General features: G+C 34.2%; 9 protein-coding genes. 3 read left to right on the top strand and 6 right to left on the bottom strand.

The window, feature by feature from the left end; translation table 11 throughout:
* Positions 1-110: 110 nt before the first annotated feature.
* The 5 genes from IR010_RS11150 to IR010_RS11170 all read right to left on the bottom strand — a co-directional run bounded on the left by IR010_RS11150 (position 111) and on the right by IR010_RS11170 (position 15,252).
* Entirely contained in the window at positions 111-5,873 is a 5,763-nt protein-coding gene (locus IR010_RS11150) for a glycosyl hydrolase family 18 protein (protein ID WP_194603814.1), read from the bottom strand.
* Between the two features lie 489 nt (positions 5,874-6,362).
* Positions 6,363-8,429 (bottom strand): beta-N-acetylhexosaminidase, encoded by a 2,067-nt coding sequence (locus tag IR010_RS11155; protein ID WP_194569002.1) that lies wholly within the window; start codon positions 8,427-8,429, stop codon positions 6,363-6,365.
* A gap of 155 nt (positions 8,430-8,584) precedes the next feature.
* A complete protein-coding gene (nagB, locus tag IR010_RS11160) occupies positions 8,585-10,522 on the bottom strand; it encodes a glucosamine-6-phosphate deaminase (RefSeq protein WP_194603816.1) in 1,938 nt (645 codons plus the stop codon).
* 106 nt (positions 10,523-10,628) lie between these two features.
* Entirely contained in the window at positions 10,629-12,212 is a 1,584-nt protein-coding gene (locus IR010_RS11165; protein WP_029273139.1) for a RagB/SusD family nutrient uptake outer membrane protein, read from the bottom strand.
* 10 nt (positions 12,213-12,222) lie between these two features.
* Positions 12,223-15,252, bottom strand: coding sequence for a SusC/RagA family TonB-linked outer membrane protein (locus IR010_RS11170; protein ID WP_194603818.1), 3,030 nt, complete (start codon positions 15,250-15,252; stop codon positions 12,223-12,225).
* Positions 15,253-15,520: 268 nt separating this feature from the next.
* Between IR010_RS11170 and IR010_RS11175 the strand changes: the two genes are divergently transcribed.
* The 3 genes from IR010_RS11175 to IR010_RS11185 all read left to right on the top strand — a co-directional run bounded on the left by IR010_RS11175 (position 15,521) and on the right by IR010_RS11185 (position 18,879).
* The gene (locus IR010_RS11175; RefSeq protein ID WP_029273137.1) at positions 15,521-16,573 is read left to right on the top strand and encodes a sensor histidine kinase; all 1,053 of its coding nucleotides are present in this window, start codon (positions 15,521-15,523) and stop codon (positions 16,571-16,573) included.
* Complete coding sequence (locus IR010_RS11180; protein WP_029273136.1) at positions 16,563-17,264, top strand: LytR/AlgR family response regulator transcription factor; 702 nt, start codon at positions 16,563-16,565, stop codon at positions 17,262-17,264. Before IR010_RS11175 ends, IR010_RS11180 begins: the two co-directional genes overlap by 11 nt.
* Positions 17,265-17,442: 178 nt before the next feature.
* A complete protein-coding gene (locus IR010_RS11185; RefSeq protein ID WP_029273135.1) occupies positions 17,443-18,879 on the top strand; it encodes an MFS transporter in 1,437 nt (478 codons plus the stop codon).
* An 81-nt stretch (positions 18,880-18,960) separates the two neighbouring features.
* Here IR010_RS11185 and IR010_RS11190 read toward each other — a convergent pair whose 3' ends face one another.
* Entirely contained in the window at positions 18,961-19,455 is a 495-nt protein-coding gene (locus IR010_RS11190; RefSeq protein ID WP_194603821.1) for a hypothetical protein, read from the bottom strand.
* Between the last annotated feature and the right edge of the window lie 42 nt (positions 19,456-19,497).

The following is a 19,497-nucleotide window of genomic DNA, read 5'->3' on the forward strand; positions in this document are numbered from 1 at the left end:
CCAAACTCGATACATTTATTCGAAATATAAAATCAGATTAAAAAATAAATAACCAAACTCAATTTTAACCTCCCCAATTTTGTATTTCTAAATTTTTCATTCATTATAACTTAGTTTAAAAAGTTTATTACTTTGAATGATTTTTTATTTCCTGCTTTGTCTGTTACCACAACTATAAACAATTGTTTAGTAGTGAAACTTTGGTTATGCAGCAGTACTTCTCTACTGTTTTGAACGTTTTTATAACTTACTAATGATTGACCGATTGTGTTGAATACATCAACTTGGGCAATATCTTCTGAGTCATTTGTAACTGATAAGGCATCATTTTTAAAATAGGCTATCGTTGCATTGCTTTTTGAAGAAATATCACCTAGAGCTAATGTTTTTGCTGCCAACTGCGATGCGAAATAAGCGGCATACGCTTTAGATAATTCAGATGAATTACCACAAGAAGATGCATCCCAGTTTACAGACCAAGTCATTAAACCTCTTAAAGAAGGATATGGTCCGCCTGGCTGCATAGTGTATGTTCTTCCTGAAAAAGTGGTTCCGTTTCTTAAATAATCCATAGCACTAATCCCCTCTGCCGGAGTTATATAACCGCTTCCTGCGGCACTTGGACAAGCTGGTAATGCAATAAGAACTTTTGAGGCTGGTAAACCATCAAAATGCATTCCTGTTGTACCAATATTATACCCTTTTATCACCATATCAGTTAGGGCTGTTACCATATTTGCTCTCTTAGCTGAACCATAATATTGGCCATCTAATCCGTTTTCTCCTCCTGTATTATACAATTGTACAGCTAACAAATCCAATTCATTACGCAAGTTTTGAATGATTGGCAGGAAGGACCCAAAAGTATCCGTATAGGTAGAATAGCCTCCTTGTACGTATTGTGTTTCTGGAGCTGCAGTTAATAAAAATCCAGGGCCATAGTAAGCTTTTAATTCTTTGCAGGCATCTACTATGTTTTTTAATCTTGGATAAGCAGAAATACCTGTATAAGAAATATCTCTTAAACCTCCTGCATTAAAATTCATCGATCCGCCTTCAAAATCCAAATCAACTCCATCAAATTGATACTCATCAATAATGGCTTTTAGACCATTAACAAAAATATTTTTTTGAGTTACATTGTCCAAAACAACATGACCATTTTGACCACCGATAGAGACAATAACAGGAACGCCGCTATCTCTTAATGATTTTATATCATTTTTCAACAATTGCTTATTGAAAACACCATTGGTCAAATATCTAGTATCATTTGTGGTTAATACAGGTGTATAACCATCACGATTAACGGTTTCTACGAAAGAATAATCAACTACGTTAAACTTACTTCCCACCATTTGAGAAAAATATAAAAATGGAGCTGAAGCATTTTCCCAAGAATGTGCATATCCTAAAATAACTTTAGACGGAAGCGCAATAAATCTATTAGTGCTTACCGGGGCAATTTTAATTGTATTGTTTAATGTAGTCACAGCAGCTTTATCATCTGTTGCTTTGATTACAACTGGATAATCCTGATAAGCAGATGGTGTGAAATTATATGTATAAGTATTATTTGTACCTGCTGTCATATTAAATGTACCACCATTTATTGTGATAGTAACACCAGAAACTGATCCATCATTATCAACAGCTGTCACCGAAATTGGCACAACTTGAAAAGAACTTTGGTTTACAGTAGTATTCGATGGTGAATTCCATGTAATTACAGGCGCTGCATTTGGGCAGTTTGCACCTGAACAATTTAATGTAAAACTATATGTTTTTGAATCTGTTGTTCCGTTTGATGCAGTAGCCGTTACGGTTAAAGTGTGATTAAGCGAAAACTGATTTGCTGCTGGTGTCCAAGTCGATGTATAAGTTCCTGCGGAGTTAGTCGCACTCAAGCTTTGTCCGTCTAAACTAAATACTACAGATGAGATTGTAGTGGCATCAACAGCACTTAATCCAACACTTGCAACAAAATTAATTGCCGATCCTAAATTTATAGCAATCGCCGAAGCTGTTGGTGCTGTAATGGCAACTACTGGGGTCGTTACAACCGCCGTTTGTCTATTAAAATTATAAACCGTTGGAGTTGTTGGAACTGCAAAGTTGGCTAAGTTATTTGGATAATAAGTCACTTCACCATTTTCCCATGAATTCAATTTTAAACTTGATATAGTTGAATATCCTGCTAAAGCTGAATTGTTGTAGCTAAAATTTCCTGAAGCATCTGTAGTTGCAATAATACTTACATAACCGTGTGTATTATCCGTCCAAGGTAAAATTAGTTCTACTTTTGCACCAGAAACTGGAGCCGAACCATTTTTAACTGTTCCGCTTATTAAGTTTCCACTCGCAACATTTTGAGTAAAATTCAATGTTTTATTTGCATTAATTGCACTATAAACTGTGGAAGCCGGACTAAAACTTAAACCGGTTTTTGCAGCGGTTACAATATAATCTGAGCCTGCCACTAAATTAGCAACAGTATAATTTCCAGAAGCATCTGAAGTTGCTGTTAAAGTAGTTGTTCCAGAAGTAGCAGAAACTGTAACGCCAGAAACGGCAGTTGTTCCATTTTTTGTCGTTCCGCTTACTGTATAATAAATTGGTGTTACAACCTGAGTAAAATTCAATGTTTTGTTTGAACTTATTGCATTGTAAACCGTTGAAGCCGGCGTAAATGTTAATCCAGTTTTTGCAATTGTTACAGTATAATTTGATCCTGAAACCAAATTAGCAAGACTATAATTTCCTGAAGCATCTGAAGTCGCTGTTATAGTAGTTGTTCCTGTAACTACTGAAATCGTTGCGCCAGAAACCGGAGTTGCTCCGTTTAAAACTGTACCGCTAACTGTATAATAAACGGGAGTTACAACCTGAGTAAAATTCAACGTTTTGTTTGAACTTATAGCGCTGTAAACTGTCGATGCCGGAGTAAATGTTAATCCAGTTTTTGCAATAGTTACAGTGTAATCTGAACCTGCTGCTAAATTAGCTATACTATAATTTCCTGAAGCATCAGAAGTTGCTGTTAAAGTTGTAGTTCCTGTAACTGCTGAAATTGTTGCGCCAGAAACCGGAGTTGCTCCATTTAAAACTGTTCCGCTTACTGTGTAATAAACCGGAGTTACAACCTGAGTAAAATTCAACGTTTTATTTGAACTTATCGCACTGTAAACCGTTGAAGCCGGTGTGAATGTCAAACCTATTTTTGCAATTGTTACAGTATAATTTGATCCTGAAACCAAATTAGCAATACTATAATTTCCTGAAGCATCAGAAGTTGCTGTCAAAGTTGTTGCTCCTGAAACTGCCGAAATCGTTGCTCCTGAAACTGGAGTCGCTCCGTTAAGAACTGTTCCGCTAACTGTATAAGTTGTTGTAACTGCACCAGTATTAAAATCGTAAACTGTTGCTGTAGCTGGAATAGGGAAATTTGCCAAATTAGAAGGCAGATAAGTTATATCTCCATTCTCCCAAGTATTTAATTTTAGGCTTGAAATAGTAGTATAACCTGCTAGAATAGCATTATCAAAACTGTATTTTCCTTGTGCATCTGTAACTGCAAGCTTACTTAAATATTGATGAGTACTATCTGTCCAAGGCAAGATCAATTCTACTTTTGCACCAGAAACTGGAACTGTACCATTTTTAACTGTTCCGCTAATTTTGCTGGCTCCAACTACAATGACATCTTGCGTAAAATTCAATGTTTTGTTGGCAATTAAATTAGTATAAACTGTTGAAGCAGGTGTATAAGTTTGTCCTGTCAAGGCAGCTGTTACTGTATAATTTCCAGAAGAAGGCAAACTAAGTGAATAAACACCGCTTGCATTAGAAACAGCAGTAAAAGTTCCTCCTGTAGAAGTTGCTGTAACGGTTACACCTGAAACCGGAGTTGTATTGTTTAAAATAGTACCGCTTACGGTATAATAAACAATCGGGGCACTTTGAGTAAAATTCAACGTTTTATTTGCATCGATTGCAGTATAAACTGTTGAAGCTGGCGTATATGAAAATCCGGTTTTTGCAGCTGTAACTGTAAAATTAAGTCCAGCAGTCAAACCTGCAACGCTGTAAACACCGCTTGCATTAGAAACTGCTGTTAAAACTGTAGCTCCAGAAGTTGCAGAAACTGTAGCTCCAGAAACTGGAGTTGTTCCGTCTAAAACTGTTCCGCTAACTGTATATGTTGGCTGCGTTCCATTAATAACAACTGCCGTTTGATTAACTGTTACATTTGTCAATGTTACAGGAGTAAAAGTATAAGTAGCTTTTAAAGCTGTTAGTGTATAATTTTGTCCTGAAGTTAAATTGTTAAATGTAAAATTACCTGCTGTAGAAACTACAGTCTGCAATACTGCATTACTTGCGTTGCGTAATTCAACTGTAACGTCTGGAACTAAAGCTGTTCCGTTTTTAACAGAACCCGAAATACTTACTGTTCCTGCAACAATACTTCCAAAAGAAGTATCCACTTGCGTTAGCAAAGCATTAGGAATAGAACCTCTGGTGTCTTGAGATAATTCCCAAACCATACCTCCTGCTAAATTTCTAGATTTAATGTATTGTACTTTTAAATCCATTGATTGTTTATCTTCATAAGAGATAAACTGTTTTAAAGCAGCATTGTATAAATAAGGAACTTTAGTTGTATTATCAAAATAGCGGATCCATCCGGCCGAAGCGGCAGTTGGCGTTACTAACATTGTAGTAGGATCTAGATAAGCATGTGAGTTTGTAACTGGATTTCCAACCAAATCACAGATTTCGATACTTCCTGAACGTTCGCATGCGGCAGGTCCGTCCCAAGTTCCGATTGGATTTTGCGGATTTGTACATCCTGAAACGATATCTCTTGGTGCTGAAACGAATAATCCAGGTAAATTTGGATTTGTTCCATTATTGGCAACATGATCAAATTTCTTTCCGTAGAAAGGCAATCCCATGATTAATTTATTTGCAGGAAAACCGACAACATTCAAATATTGATTGGTTAATTCATCAAGAGATTCAGATTGAGTTGCTCCATATAGCGGATCATTGGTATTGCCACTCGCGTATAAAGGTGCATTGTAGCATGTTTTGTCATACCAGTTACCTCCAAAATCATATCCAAAATAAGTGATATAATCACAATAAGTAGAAATGTCTTCTGTCATTCCGTATTGTGCTCTATTTCCTGGTCCTAAATATTGTTTGGCAACATTTCTAACGTTGTTTCCGGCAGCAATAGAAATTAACTTATTTGGCATTGCCTGACGCATTGCTTTTAACAAATACACTAAATTTTTGTTGTCGTCCGGGCTGTACTTTTGTGGAGGAATTGGAGCTCCGTTAATTACTTCAGTACCGTCTGTTCCTCCAGAAAGAGGATACTCCCAGTCAATGTCAAATCCATCAATAAAAGGATAAGTCACAATAAAGTTTGCCATGTCTGCGGCCAAAGCGGCCCTTGCAACTGGGCTTGCTGCAATTGGAGAAAGATCCTGACCTTTTGTCCATCCTCCAACAGAAATTAAAATTTTTAAATGCGGATACTTTTGCTTGAGCTTCATCAAGTCATAGAAGTTTCCTTTTACTGGGGCATCCCACGGAATTCCACCTTCCATATGCTCAAAATCAGCATATGAATCTAAACATAATAACTTTGTATTCTCCGGATGGGCTGGATCATAAGTTGTCCCATAAAAAGAATAATTCAAATGCGTCAATTTACTTCCATCTATCTTCGGGATATTAAAATCCCTGGCATAAATAGACCATTGCGCATAATACCCTACTACTTTTTTACCGTGAGCTGGTTGGGCTAACGCGAGTAAGGGAAACAGTAACAAAAAAAGCAATCTGTAATAATGTTTCATAATTAATTAATATTGGTTAATAGAAAATAAATATTCCAGTACGATATACTAAATGCGAAAATGCAGCACTTAAAACAACAACTGGGGTTTCAGTCGACTGCAGGTTGGAAAATTGCAGTCAATTGGAAATTAATTCATTACTTCTAAAAATAAATATTACTATTACCGATTTCATCCATAATTCAGTAGCGAATAGCAGTGATTGATATTTATTTAATTTTTAAAAAAAATTAGTATTAAATACAGGCAGATAAATTTGGGGACAACTCATCAATCTTAAATACTTTTGTTTGTCATGTTTTTGTTTCTATTCTTTTTATTTGGTTTTAAAGTTGTTACTATTTGGTTATTTTTTTGGTATTAATTTTTATCAATAAGGTTTAAAATTTCAGCAGTTTACCATATTTTATCTCTACCAGAAATTGCTGGTAGAGATAAAAAAGCTCATGGTAACAAAACATACTAAACACTAATTCAAACCAAACTCTTTTATAATAATTTTTTCAAACTTTTGTAAACTCCAAGCTCAACATCTGCATGGTCTTTCGAGTTGCATTGTTCTATTAAATTTTTCAGATCTTCTCCTTTTAGAGTTGATTTATTATCTAAAACAAGCAATAGTTCCTGCGATGCATCATTTAATTTTTTAGACAAAGGCAAAACTGGCTGTATTAGCGGTGCATTGGCACTTAATTCAATTAATCCTTTGTTTACAGCGATCCATTTGGAGAAAAACGCTGCTAATTTTGCTTTATTCTCGGGCGATTTATTTGCTAAGTATTGTGTAACAGTTTCATCAAAAGCTACTGCATCTTTTGCATCTGGCGTACATGCATCTGCAAAAAGTGTCAGAGGAGAATACATTTGATATTCAATTCCTCCTTTATTTCTTGTATATCCTTTTAGAGGTTCGCATACATTCGAGAATTCGTTTATTGATTTTATATTTTGATTGTTTGCGATATTTCTTAAAATCACTGCTTTATTACGAATATGTGTCAATCCTAAATCTTCTAATCTGAAAGAAACCACGTCAAGACGTCTTCTCATACTAGCTAAATCTGTAATATCTTCAGCAGACCAAAGTCTTTCCGCAATTGCAGCAGTTCTCGGCCAAAGTCTAGAATCGATAGTTGTTGGCGATACAAGTTCTGTCCACATTGTAGCTTCACCGCCCAGTATTCTGGCTTTTTCTTCTGCTGATAAATCAGCTCCTTTTGGCATTGGATCATTCAGATAATGACTTTCAACCGGATACATTAAATCAATATAATAGCCGTTTGATAAAACTGTTTTATATCCTTTTTTAACTGCATCAACTAAAGATTGTCCGGCAACAACGCCTTCATTTGGACCTCTCCAAGAATGGATGATAGCTTCTTTTGACATGTTTTTAGTCAAAATTTCTTCCCATCCCATTAATTGTTTTCCATGTTTTTTAAGCATTGGCACTAACTGCATAGTAAAATAAGTCTGCAATTCATGATTTGTAGCCAGCTTGTTTTTCTTTTTAAACTCTTGAATTTTCGGATTGGCATCCCAATCTTTCCCTTCGTTTTCATCTCCCCCAATATGAAAATAATCTCCTGGAAATAATGGACACACCTCATCAAAAAGTTCACTTAATATTTGATATGTTTTAGGATTTGAAGGATCTAATGTTGGAGAAAAAATTCCAGCATTTCTTTCAATTCCATAGGTAGCAATTGCTGTACCTTGAATATTTTTTTCAGAAGTTCCGCCTGTCAGCGTAATCACTTTGCTTCCAATTTCTGGATAAGCTGTTAATATAGCCGATCCGTGACCCGGAACATCTATTTCTGGAACAATCAAAATACCGCGTTCATCAGCATACTTTACGATATTTTTAATTTCCTCTTGTGTGTAATACAAACCATCCGAAGCTAATTCAATTAATTTTGGATGTTTTTTCATTTCTATTCTCCAGCCTTGATCATCTACTAGATGCCAATGAAAAACATTCATTTTCATTGCTGCCAATCCATCAATATTTCTTTTGATAACATCAACCGGCTGAAAATGTCTTGAGGCATCAATCATTAAACCTCTCCAAGTAAATCTTGGAAAATCTGAAATCTGCGAATTCGGAAAATAAAATGAATTACTATTGTTTTGCAGCAATTGCAGTAACGTTTCTAAACCGTGCAATGCTCCTAAATCGCTCGAAGCATTAAGCGTAATTTTGTTTTGCTTGATGTCTAGATGATAACTTTCATCTTCATATAAACCAATCTTGCCGCTTTTGGTACAATTGATTTGAAGTTCTGCTGTTGGAACTTCATTTAATTTACCAATAAAACCCTGCTCGAAAAAAATACCAGTTCTACCATCTAAGCGTCGCAAAAAACGAGTAACCCCGCCAAAAATTCTTTGATTTGGGTTTCCGGTAATATTTACTTTAAAACTTTTAGTTAAAGCAAAAATCCCATCGTTTAACACAACACTTTGAGGCCATGGCATAAGATTTAATTGCTCTTTTTGAATTTGAGCACTAGATGTTATACCCGCTAGCAGTAGGACTAATAAATATTTCATTTTATAATGTTTGAAAAGATGTTACCCACAGATAACATTAATAAATGGCTAAAAGAAACAAAACTCAGAATGACTTTTAGTGAACCTCACTCATCATTATAAATCAATCTGAATTTTGAATTTGATTCGCTCTAACCGAACCTTAAAAAATTATTTTAGTAATCAAAACGTTTGAAAGCTTCGATTGCTTCGTATTCTGCCAAACCTAATTCATCATAAAGAATGGCGGTATTTTTATTACGGTCTTCTGCCCTAACCCAGAATTCTCTTGAATCATTTCCTTGGAACATCACTCTGTCTTTTTGAGACTGGTGATACAAAATGGCGTGGCGTTTCAGCAGTACTTCTGATGGAGAAAGCGGAACAGCCATGTCAATTTCATGAATATCCCATTCGTGCCAAGCTCCTCTGTAAAGCCATAACCAGCAGTCATCCATATATTTTTCTGGCTTTAATTGTTTCATTGCTGCAAAGATAGCGTTCAAACAAACCTCATGTGTTCCATGCGGATCAGCAAGATCTCCTGCAGCAAATACCTGATGCGGTTTGATTTTGGCAATAATATCTTTTACAATAGCAATATCTTCTGGCCCTAACGGATTTTTCTTAACCTGCCCTGTTTCATAAAAAGGAAGATCTAAGAAATGTGTATTTTCATCTTTTAATCCGATGTATCTTGTTGCTGCATAAGACTCCCTTCTTCTGATAAGTCCTTTCAATTTTCGAACTTCAAGAGAATCAATTTGGTTTTCAGATTTATTATTTAAAAATTCAATTACAGATTTGAAGTTTATTGCACTTGCATTTTTACCAACAAAATCTTTCGCAACTTCAGCAAATTTCAATGCTTCATCATCTGTAACAGCTATATTTCCAGAGGTTTGATATACAACATGTACATCGTGGCCTTGTTTTATCAATTTTGAAAAAGTTCCTCCCATAGAAATCACATCATCATCTGGATGCGGACTGAAAAGAATCACTCGTTTTTTTGCAGGATTTGCTCTTTCCGGACGATGTGAATCGTCAGTATTTGGCTTTCCGCCTGGCCATCCTGTAATGGTATGCTGCAATACATTAAACATATTAATATTTAAATCATAAGCAGAACCTTCCTGTGCCAAAAGATCAGACATTCCGTTATTGTTGTAATCACGGTCTGTTAATTTTAAAATAGACTGTTTTGTTTTTTGGCATAACCAAACAATCGCTTTGCTTTTTAATTCATGCGTCCAGATGCATTCTCCAACCAGCCAAGGTGTTTTAAAACGTGTTAATTCTGAAGCTGCAGACTGATCCAATACAAATGTTGCATTAGAATGATTTTGCAAAAATGTAGCAGGAACTTCTGAACTGATATCACCCTGAATAGTCCTTTTGATGATATCGGCTTTGTTTTGTCCCCAAGCCATTAATACAATTCTTTTTGATCTCATGATGGTAGAAACTCCCATTGTGATCGCTCTTTTTGGAACATTATCAATACCATTAAAGTCAGATGAAGCATCGACTCTTGTAATGTGATCCAGTGTAATAATACGAGTACCAGAGTTGATGTGAGATCCCGGTTCATTAAAACCTACGTGACCTGTACGCCCGATACCTAATAGTTGAAAATCAAGACCTCCTGCATTTTTAATATTCATTTCGTAATCGATGCAATATTGATTTAATTCATCAATAGAAACTGTACCATCTGGAATATTAACATTTTGTGGATTAATATCAATATGATTAAAAAGGTGCTGATGCATAAAATAGTGATAGCTCTGATTGTTTTCTTTTGTCATCGGATAATATTCATCCAGATTAAAAGTGATTACATTGCTAAAACTTAAGCCTTCTTCTCTGTGCATTCTAACTAATTCCTCATATACTTTTATAGGAGAAGAACCTGTTGCCAAACCTAATACGCAAGATTTGTTTTTTTCTTGTTTAGATCTAATTAACTGAGCGATTTCCTGCGCTACAATTATTGACGCTTCAGCAGAACTTTTGAAGATTTCGTTGTGAATTTTTTCGAATCTTGTTTCTTCAAATTTTCCTGCGCTTTTATAGCTGATATCAGGTTTTATTTCTAAAGCACTTTTCATTTTTTTCTTTTTTTGTATGTACAATTTTGGTTTTTGAAATGGTATAAGCAATTTGCACTGCTTATACCATTTGCTAACCAAACTTAAATTCTTTATTCTTTTATTCTTAGAAATTTGCTTTGTTAACATCCCACCAAACTCTTGTGCCTCCATTGTCTGCTCCGCCAAGTTTAGAAACTCCGGTCGCAACACCACCAGCATTTCCAGCTTTCTCAGAGTTAACAAAATTGACTCTTCTTACACCAAACTCAGTAGTGATTGTTCCACCACTATAGTTTTTAAGTACAGGGAAAAGTTTAGGATATCCTGTTCTTCTGTAATCAGACCATGCTTCTTGTCCTTCTGGGAAACCAGCAATCCATTTTTGAGTAATGATTTTTTGCAGCTTCACTTCGTTAGTTGCCGCATCATCCCAAGCAATAGTAACATTGTTTAATGCTGGTGAATTATTTTCAGGGAAATTTGGATCTACATATGCAACAGCAGTTTTTGTATTATCCGCAATATAGGCAGCTGCTCCTGAAGCTCCTCTTTGCTCGAATGAACTTGAAATACCTAACTCATATAATGATTTAGCATCTCCGCCCATATTCCAGCCTCTTAAAGCACCTTCTGCTCTTAAGAAATAAGCTTCAGCAGTTGTAAATAAGTAAATTTCTTTTGATCTTACAACAGCTCCAATTCCTGAAAAATCTTGGTGATCTGATTTTGCTGCAATTGCAATACCTGTACGAACTCCTTTATACTGCCCTGGAAATTGAGTCGAAGTATCAAAGAAGGTAGCAATTCTAGGGTCATTATATCCTTTTAAGATAGACTCCATATCAGCAGACATACGAATATCTAACCAAGAATTACTAATTGTTGCAATAGGGTTTGTATAAACTGGAGATACAATTTTAAACGCATCAGCATTTGTAGTCATAACTCCAAATTTTTGTGCAATTGCTTTTTCAGCTTGTGTTTTAGCTAAAGTTGGATTAACTTTTACAATTCGCATTGCCAATCTTAAACGCAGCGTGTTAGCAAATTTAACCCAAGCTTTATAATCTCCTCCGTAACCTGACAAGTCAGTTGAGGTAAAAGTCGAAGGCTCCGCTGCATCAACTCTTTTTGTTAATTCAGCAACAGCAGTATCTAACTCTGCAAACATTTGGTTATAAACTTCTTCTTGAGAATCATAAGCAATAGTTGCACCTGATGTACCAAATTGAGAATAAATAATTGGTCCAAAAGTATCTGTAACTCTATGCATTCCTTCTACTTTCAAAATCAATGATAAAGCATAAAACTGATCATATTTACCTTTAGATTTGTTAGCAATATCATATGCATTAAACATTACATTTTGATACGCATAATCCCAAATAAATCCGTTCCAGCCATCAACTAATGAATAGGTTGTATTGTTTATTCCTCCTGCAAAACCTGTAGGAGTTGCCATATAGCCAGACCAGATATCACAACTTAATCCTTGCTGTAATTGATAAACCCATTCTGGAGTTAAAACCTGAATATTATTAAACATAGGTGCAAATCCACCTTTGATATGATTAAAATCTTGCTCTAATAATTGAGGCGTAATACCATTTTGGTTGGTATTGATTTCCTCAAAATTATCTGTACAGCCTACCGCAGCCAGTAATGACATGCAGATAGCTACTTTTGTTATTTTTGTATTTAGTTTCATGTTTTTAGTATTAGAAAGTTACATTTAAATTAAGACCGATACTTCTAGTAGATGGCAAACCATAAATATCTACCCCTTGTAAGCCTTGACCAGTACTTAATGCAATATTTGGATCAAAAGGAGCATCTTTGTAAATAAAGAATAAGTTTCTAGCAATTAACGAAACACTAGCTGTTTGAATAAAAGGCAATGCTTTGGCATTGAAACTATATCCGATAGAAACCTCTCTAACACTTACATTTGTTGCAGAATAAACATATTCACCAGTAATTCCTGCTCTACCTCCAACTTGAGTGTAATAAGATTGTGCATCCATTTTTGTTACTGCTGTTCCATCAGGTTTAACTGCATTGATTGTAACTCCACCTGCATTTCTAGCATCTCCTGTTACTTTAGAAACTCCAAATGAATCATTTTGAGCTTGAGTCAAACTCATAACATCCCCGCCAAAACGACCGTCAAGCAATACATTTGCGAAGAAAGATCCAAATTTGAAAGAGTTAGAAAAACCTAACATAAAATCAGGATTTGAGTTACCAACTGTTTCGAAACCAGTTTTTTGGAAAGTTCCATCATCATTCAATAAAATTCTTCCCTGAGTATCTTTTTTAAAGTTGATTCCTTCGATTACACCGTAAGGCTGTCCTTCAATTAATGCATATCTGTAACTGTTTACACCTGCATCAGTCAAGTTTACTCTTCCTCCTAATTCAGTAGGTATTTCTTTAACTTTATTTTTGTTTTGCGAGAAATTGATAGATGTGTCCCAAGAGAATTTATCTCCTCTAACGATATCAGCACCTAACACAACTTCAATACCTTTATTTTCGATACTACCTGCGTTAATACCATAATAAGTTACACCTTCTTTATTACCAACTGGTGCTAAGATTTGTAAATATTGGTTTTTAGTTTCAGAATTGTAATAAGAAACTTCAAATCGTAATCTGTTATTAAACATTCTCCATTCTGTACCAAGCTCATATTCTGATTTTAATTCAGGTTTTAAAGTTGTACCTTCTTTAGGACCAGCAGATGGTTTTGGATCAGAGATACCTGGATTATAGTAATAAGTTGGAGATGTAATAAAAGGATAAATATCGTTACCAACTTGTGCATAGGTAGCACGAACTTTTCCAAAATTAATCCATTCCGGTAATGTTGTCATTTCGCTGATCAATGCAGTTAAACCAACTGAAGGATAAAAATAACTTGGTGTACCAGTATTTACTAATGTAGATGACCAGTCATTTCTTCCTGTAAGATCTAAGAACAACATATCTTTATAACCAAATGTTGTAGCAGCAAATACAGACTGAACTTCTCTTTGAGAATCAACAGTTTGATAATTTCCTGAGTTATTATTAAAATTATGCAAAGTAAACCAGTTAGCATATTGTAATCCTGCACTGATTCCTGAATCTAAAATTGTTTTTTGATTCGTTAAAGTATTAGTGATACTTGTTCCAACGTTTGCAGTAAAACTAAAATCATCACCAATTTTTGTATTGATTGTTGCAATTAAATCAGCATAACGTTGCGTGCTTAAAGCATTTTCGTTGTAGTATCTACCGTTTACATTAGAAAGAGTTCCTTGAGTTGTAGCGTAGATTTTTTTATCAAAAGAACTTGTTACTCTATTATAGCTGTATCTAGAAGCTATAGTTAACCAATTATTTGCTTTGTAAGATAATGCTAAAGCGCCATTAAAGAAATCATTTTTATCTTCAGATCTATTTCTGTTAATTGCCCAGTATGGATTTTGCATAATATCTCTATTAGTCATCCAGTTTTGTGCCATTAAATTTCTAGTAGGATCAAAAACCTCATAATTATCTTTGTAATAATCAAAGTCATTACCTCTTGGCATTAAATAAACTCCTGTTAAAGGATTGAAATAAAACCCATTAACTGGCTTATTAACAATATTTTGACTTGTATAATTTGCATTTGCAGAAAAAGTTAACTTATCTCCAAAGAATTTAGCCGTTTGTCTGATTCCAAAGTTATTTTTCTTAATACTATTTCCTGGAGTAATTCCTGTACCAGAAGTATTAGCATATGAAAACGCAGTTGTAGAATTGTCAGAAGCCATTGAATAACCTAATGAAGTAATTTGAGTAGTTCCTGTATTAAAGAAATCTTTTACGTGATCTTTAGATTTTCCAGCTGCACCCCAAGATTCATCTGCTCCAGGAGCCGCGATATAATCTGTTTGAAAATCTGGCAAGTAAGCAGCCGTTTCAAAAGTTGTTACAGAAGAAGCTGTAATATTTGCTTTACCGCTTTTTGCTTTTTTAGATGAAAGCAAAATTACACCATTAGCACCTTGAGAACCATATAATACAGAAGCGGCAGCACCTTTAAGAACTGTCATTCCTTCATAATCATCAGGATTAACTAAAGAGATAACATCACCACCATCACGGTTACCACCAGCTAAGCTACCAAAGGTATCATTTGGCTGTCCTGAACCTGAGTTCAACATCGGAATACCATCAATAACATATAAAGGTTGGCTATTAGAAACTGATGAATTTCCACGAATTACAACTTTTGTAGAACCTCCAGTACCTCCAGAACTTTTTGTTACAGCTACACCGGCAATTTTACCAGCGATAGTATTAATAACGTTAGCATCTTTTACACGAGTCAGCTCTTCTCCTTTAAGCTCTTGAGCAGCATATGTTAAAGATTTTCTTGTTTTCTTAATACCTAATGAAGTTACAACAACTTCACTTAATGCGTTAGAAGATGCAGTAACCATTTTAACGTTAATTGTAGCAGCATCACCTACAACTATACTTTGTGTTTCTAGACCAACATAGCTAAAAACTAAAGTTTGTCCTTTTTGTACCTCAATTGAGTACAAACCGTCAAAATCGGTAGTAGAACCTTTTTGACCTCCTTGTACAGCAACAGATGCCCCTGGTAATGGCATCCCATCAGAATCTGTAATCACACCCTTGACATTTTTTACTTGAGCAAGAGAAACTTGCGCCGTAAAAACAATCATAAAGATTAAGAAAATTTTTTTCATGTTTATTTATTTTGTTAGTTATGGTGTAAATTTATTCTTAACGTATTGTTAAAAAAAATAATTTATACAAACTGCCGAAAAGTTTAAACGAACGACATAAAACAATCAATAATACGTTTTTCGAAAACGTTTTCACATGAAAATATTATTCCTTTTTAAGTTTTTCTTGATTTTTTATTCAAAAGAATTGCGTTTTACCAACTAATTGTTTAAAGTTGCAGAATAATTTAGTCTTTAGCTAAATTTCACTAAACCCCTATTAATTAAGTTGAACGAAATTCAAAAACTTAAATTTGACATAAAACTTCAAAATCATATTTGGTTTTGGGGCGGTTATTTTACTCTTAACTTTTTGAGATGGGGAGCCTACTTTAATGATTATCCTTATTCATTCAAATCAAATCTAGTTGAGTTTTCATTGCACATTCCTCTAGTTTATTTTAATCTATTTGTTTTAGTCCCTCGTTATGTACTGAAACAGAAATATATAACCTATACTTTTTCACTTCTGTTAAGTCTGTTTGCTATTTATCTAATCAAAACTGCACTCACCTATTATATTATATCTGAAAATATCTGGCCCGAAGCCAATCGAGAATACCATCCTTTTGAAATCAATCATATTGTAGCTGTTTGTATTGGAGAATTGTATGTTTTAGCAATGGCATCTTCAGTTTATCTGACATTAACATGGCTGAGAGAACGCGAAAGAAACAGATCTTTGAGAGAAAATCAATTCAAAATAAAATTGAAATATTTGGAGAATCAAATTCAGCCGCATTTTTTCTTCAATACCTTAAATAATTTATACGCTTTATCACTAGAATCTTCAGACAAGGTTCCGGACGTGATTATTAAGTTATCAAAATTGATGGAATATGTTTTATATGATGTAAAAGGAACCAAGTTTGTTCCGTTAATAAAAGAAATAGATTATATTCAAAATTATGTTGAAATTGAGAAACTTCGCTTTGAAAATGTTGAAGTTACAATAAACCTAGAATCTGAAATTGAAGACATTGTTGTACCTCCGTTAATTTTTATTTCATTAGTCGAAAACGCTTTTAAACACGGCGGATTAAATAATAGAAACTTAAAAATTAAAATCAACTGTAAAGTTATCGACAATAAATTGTTAGATTTTGAAATCCTAAATAATTTTGTAATTTCACAAAATCTAAATCCAAAAGGAGGAATTGGATTAGCCAATACCAAAAAGAGATTGAAATTAATTTACAAGAATAATTTCAGTCTAAAAAATAAGACTAAACTAAACTACTACATAATCCGTTTGCAAATACCTATCAATAATGAAGATTAAATGCGTATTGATTGATGATGAACCATTAGCTATCAAAGTGCTGCAAAATTACTTTGCCAATTTTACAGATTTTGAAGTTATTGCTACATTCAATAACTCTTTAGAAGCGCTTGATTTTATAAACAGCACGCCTGTTGACGCTGTCTTTTTAGACATCAATATGCCAATGATGACAGGATTTGAATTGATTAGTTTGATCGAAACCAAAACCAAAGTTATTATTACAACTGCTTTTAGAGAATTTGCTGCCGAAAGCTACGATCTTGATGTTTTAGATTATTTAGTAAAACCAATTCCGCTTCCAAGATTTATAAAATGCATTAACAAAATCACAACCGAATACAATTTAAAAAACAATATTAAAGTCGAAACTACAAAAGGCGATTCTCATATTTTTATTAAAGTAGATAAAAAGATGATGAAAATTAATATTGAAGAAATTTTATTTGTCGAAGGAATGAAAGAATATATTAAGGTAGTAACTCCAGACAAAACCTATATTACCCACAAATCACTGACATCTCTATCTGAAGAATTGCCCGCGGATCGTTTTCTGCGTATTCACAAATCATACGTGATTGCCTTAAACAAGGTCAAATCTATTGAAGGAAACCGAATTCAAATACAATCTTATACTATTCCGATTGGGAGAAACTACAGCAAAGAAGTAAAAAACAAAATTCTAGAATAAATTCAATTCCATATTTCGTTTTCTAACTCGGTAAAAATTAACACATTGTTGAAAAAATGATGCTGTTGGTTTAATTTTAACATTATTTGTGCCTTTTTATTTTTTTTTGATAGTCTTAACAAATATATTTACGGTCTTCAAAAAACAATAAAATTAAAAAATTAACCTTATTACAATTATGAGTTCAGAAAATGTACAAACCAAATGGGGACAGTTTATTCCCCTAGTTATCGTATTCTTCTTTTGGGGCTTTGTTGCTGCAAGTAATGACATCTTAATTCCTGTTTTTAAAACAGCTTTTAATTTATCACAGGGAGAAAGTCAATTAGTTTCATTAGCTTTTTATATCGCTTATACGGTAGGATCCTTAATTTATATGGGAATTTCTGCTGTAATCAAAGAAGATTTAGTTAACAAAATAGGATATAAAAATGGTCTTTCATTAGGTTTGCTTATCTCTGCATTAGGAACTTTATTATTTTACCCTGCAGCAAATACAGGATCGTTTCCTTTAATGTTGTCAGGTTTATTTATTGTGGCCTTAGGCTTCTCATTACAGCAAACAGTTGCTAATCCTTTGGCAATTGCACTTGGGCCTATTACAACAGGATCTCAGCGTTTAACTTTAGCTGGAGGAATCAACAATTTAGGAACTACTATTGGACCGCTTATTGTGAGTTTTGCTATTTTTGGATCTAGTACAGGATCTTCAACTTTAAGCATCGAAAGTGTAAAAATTCCTTATTTAATATTAGGACTAGCATTTTTATTAGTTGCAATTTTATTGAAATTCTCTTCTTTGCCAGACAGACCAGCATTAATAGAAGAAGAAATTGCTCACGACGGATCAACTGCAAAAAAATCTGCACTACAATACCCGCAATTAGTAATGGGAATGATTGCTATTTTCCTTTATGTTGGTGTTGAAGTTTCTACAGCAAGTAATTTACCTGCATATATGGAAAGCAAATTAGGCTTTTTAACAAAAGACGTTGCGCCATACATCTCATTATATTGGGCGAGTTTAATGATTGGCCGTTGGACAGGAGCTATCGAAGCTTTTACTGATAAAGCAAGCTTACAGCAAATATTACGTTTCGTTGCACCTTACTTAGCTTTTGGAGTTTTCTTAGCGGTAAATGCAATTGCAAAACACGATTTAACACCTTTCTACATTTACGGATTAATCATTTTAGTCTTAATTGCAGCTGATATTGCAAGTAAAGGAAACCCTGCAAGAATGTTGCTTATATTTTCTGCATTAGGAATCGTTGCCTTAGCTATCGGAATTTCAACAAGCGGTATTGTGAGTGTTTACGCTTTCACTAGTGTTGGTTTATTCTGCAGTACACTTTGGCCATGTATCTTTACATTAGCTGTAAGCGGATTAGGAAAAAATACCAGTCAAGGCAGCAGCTTCCTTATCATGATGATTATGGGTGGCGGAGTTATCAGCTGGTTACAAGGATTTGTATCTGAATTCATTGGTATCCAAGCCAGTTATGTTGTTGGAATTTTATGTTTTGCTTACCTTGCATTTTATGCTTGGAGCGTAAGCGGTATTCTAAGAAAACAAGGAATTAATTTCGACAAAAAACTTTCAGGAGGTCACTAAAAAAATCTTAGAAAAAATAAAAAATCCAAATTCCAATTTTAACAATTGGAATTTGGATTTTTTTATTTCTTACTTTTGATTTTATTTTGCAGTCAAAATAGCATTCAAGTTTTTCTTAAAAATAGCCTTGTTTTGTTCTGACAACGTATAAACAACATCTTTATCAGCATGAACAATAACCTTAACAATATTCGCTGCTAGAAGTGCTTTTGGGTCTTTAATTTTCAACGTACAAGCTCCATCAAAAAAACCATCATCTTCAATTATTTTTCTGGCTTCAATTATATTTCCATCACTTAAAACTGCTGAGATTGTCATACTGTCATTTAATGTTTTCGAATAAAAACCGTCCATAACCAGTAAAAGTCGGTATGAATTTTTCATCTCTGGACCTTTAAACTCATGCCTTGTAATATTATATCTCAAACCTTTTGCGAGGGTTTGAAACTTAACCGTACAATCCAATTCAAAAGTGGCGACATCTCCAGCTTCATTTACTTCTTTTAAAACTCTAGCTTGCGCATGTACCTGCAAGCCAATCATTAAGAACACGAACATTGCTATTACTTTTTTCATACGCAGCTTTATTTGATGAATAAAAATAATAAAAAAAGCGCC

This window comes from Flavobacterium sp. MR2016-29, assembly GCF_015350695.1.
Lineage (GTDB): Bacteria > Bacteroidota > Bacteroidia > Flavobacteriales > Flavobacteriaceae > Flavobacterium.

Bases quoted from the DNA above. Each gene is read 5' to 3' on its own strand.
- IR010_RS11190 (WP_194603821.1), bottom strand. From the start codon at position 19,455: ATGAAAAAAGTAATAGCAATGTTCGTGTTCTTAATGATTGGCTTGCAG.
- IR010_RS11185 (WP_029273135.1), top strand. From the start codon at position 17,443: ATGAGTTCAGAAAATGTACAAACCAAATGGGGACAGTTTATTCCCCTA.
- IR010_RS11150 (WP_194603814.1), bottom strand. From the start codon at position 5,873: ATGAAACATTATTACAGATTGCTTTTTTTGTTACTGTTTCCCTTACTC.
- IR010_RS11170 (WP_194603818.1), bottom strand. From the start codon at position 15,252: ATGAAAAAAATTTTCTTAATCTTTATGATTGTTTTTACGGCGCAAGTT.
- IR010_RS11165 (WP_029273139.1), bottom strand. From the start codon at position 12,212: ATGAAACTAAATACAAAAATAACAAAAGTAGCTATCTGCATGTCATTA.
- IR010_RS11155 (WP_194569002.1), bottom strand. From the start codon at position 8,429: ATGAAATATTTATTAGTCCTACTGCTAGCGGGTATAACATCTAGTGCT.
- IR010_RS11180 (WP_029273136.1), top strand. From the start codon at position 16,563: ATGAAGATTAAATGCGTATTGATTGATGATGAACCATTAGCTATCAAA.
- nagB (WP_194603816.1), bottom strand. From the start codon at position 10,522: ATGAAAAGTGCTTTAGAAATAAAACCTGATATCAGCTATAAAAGCGCA.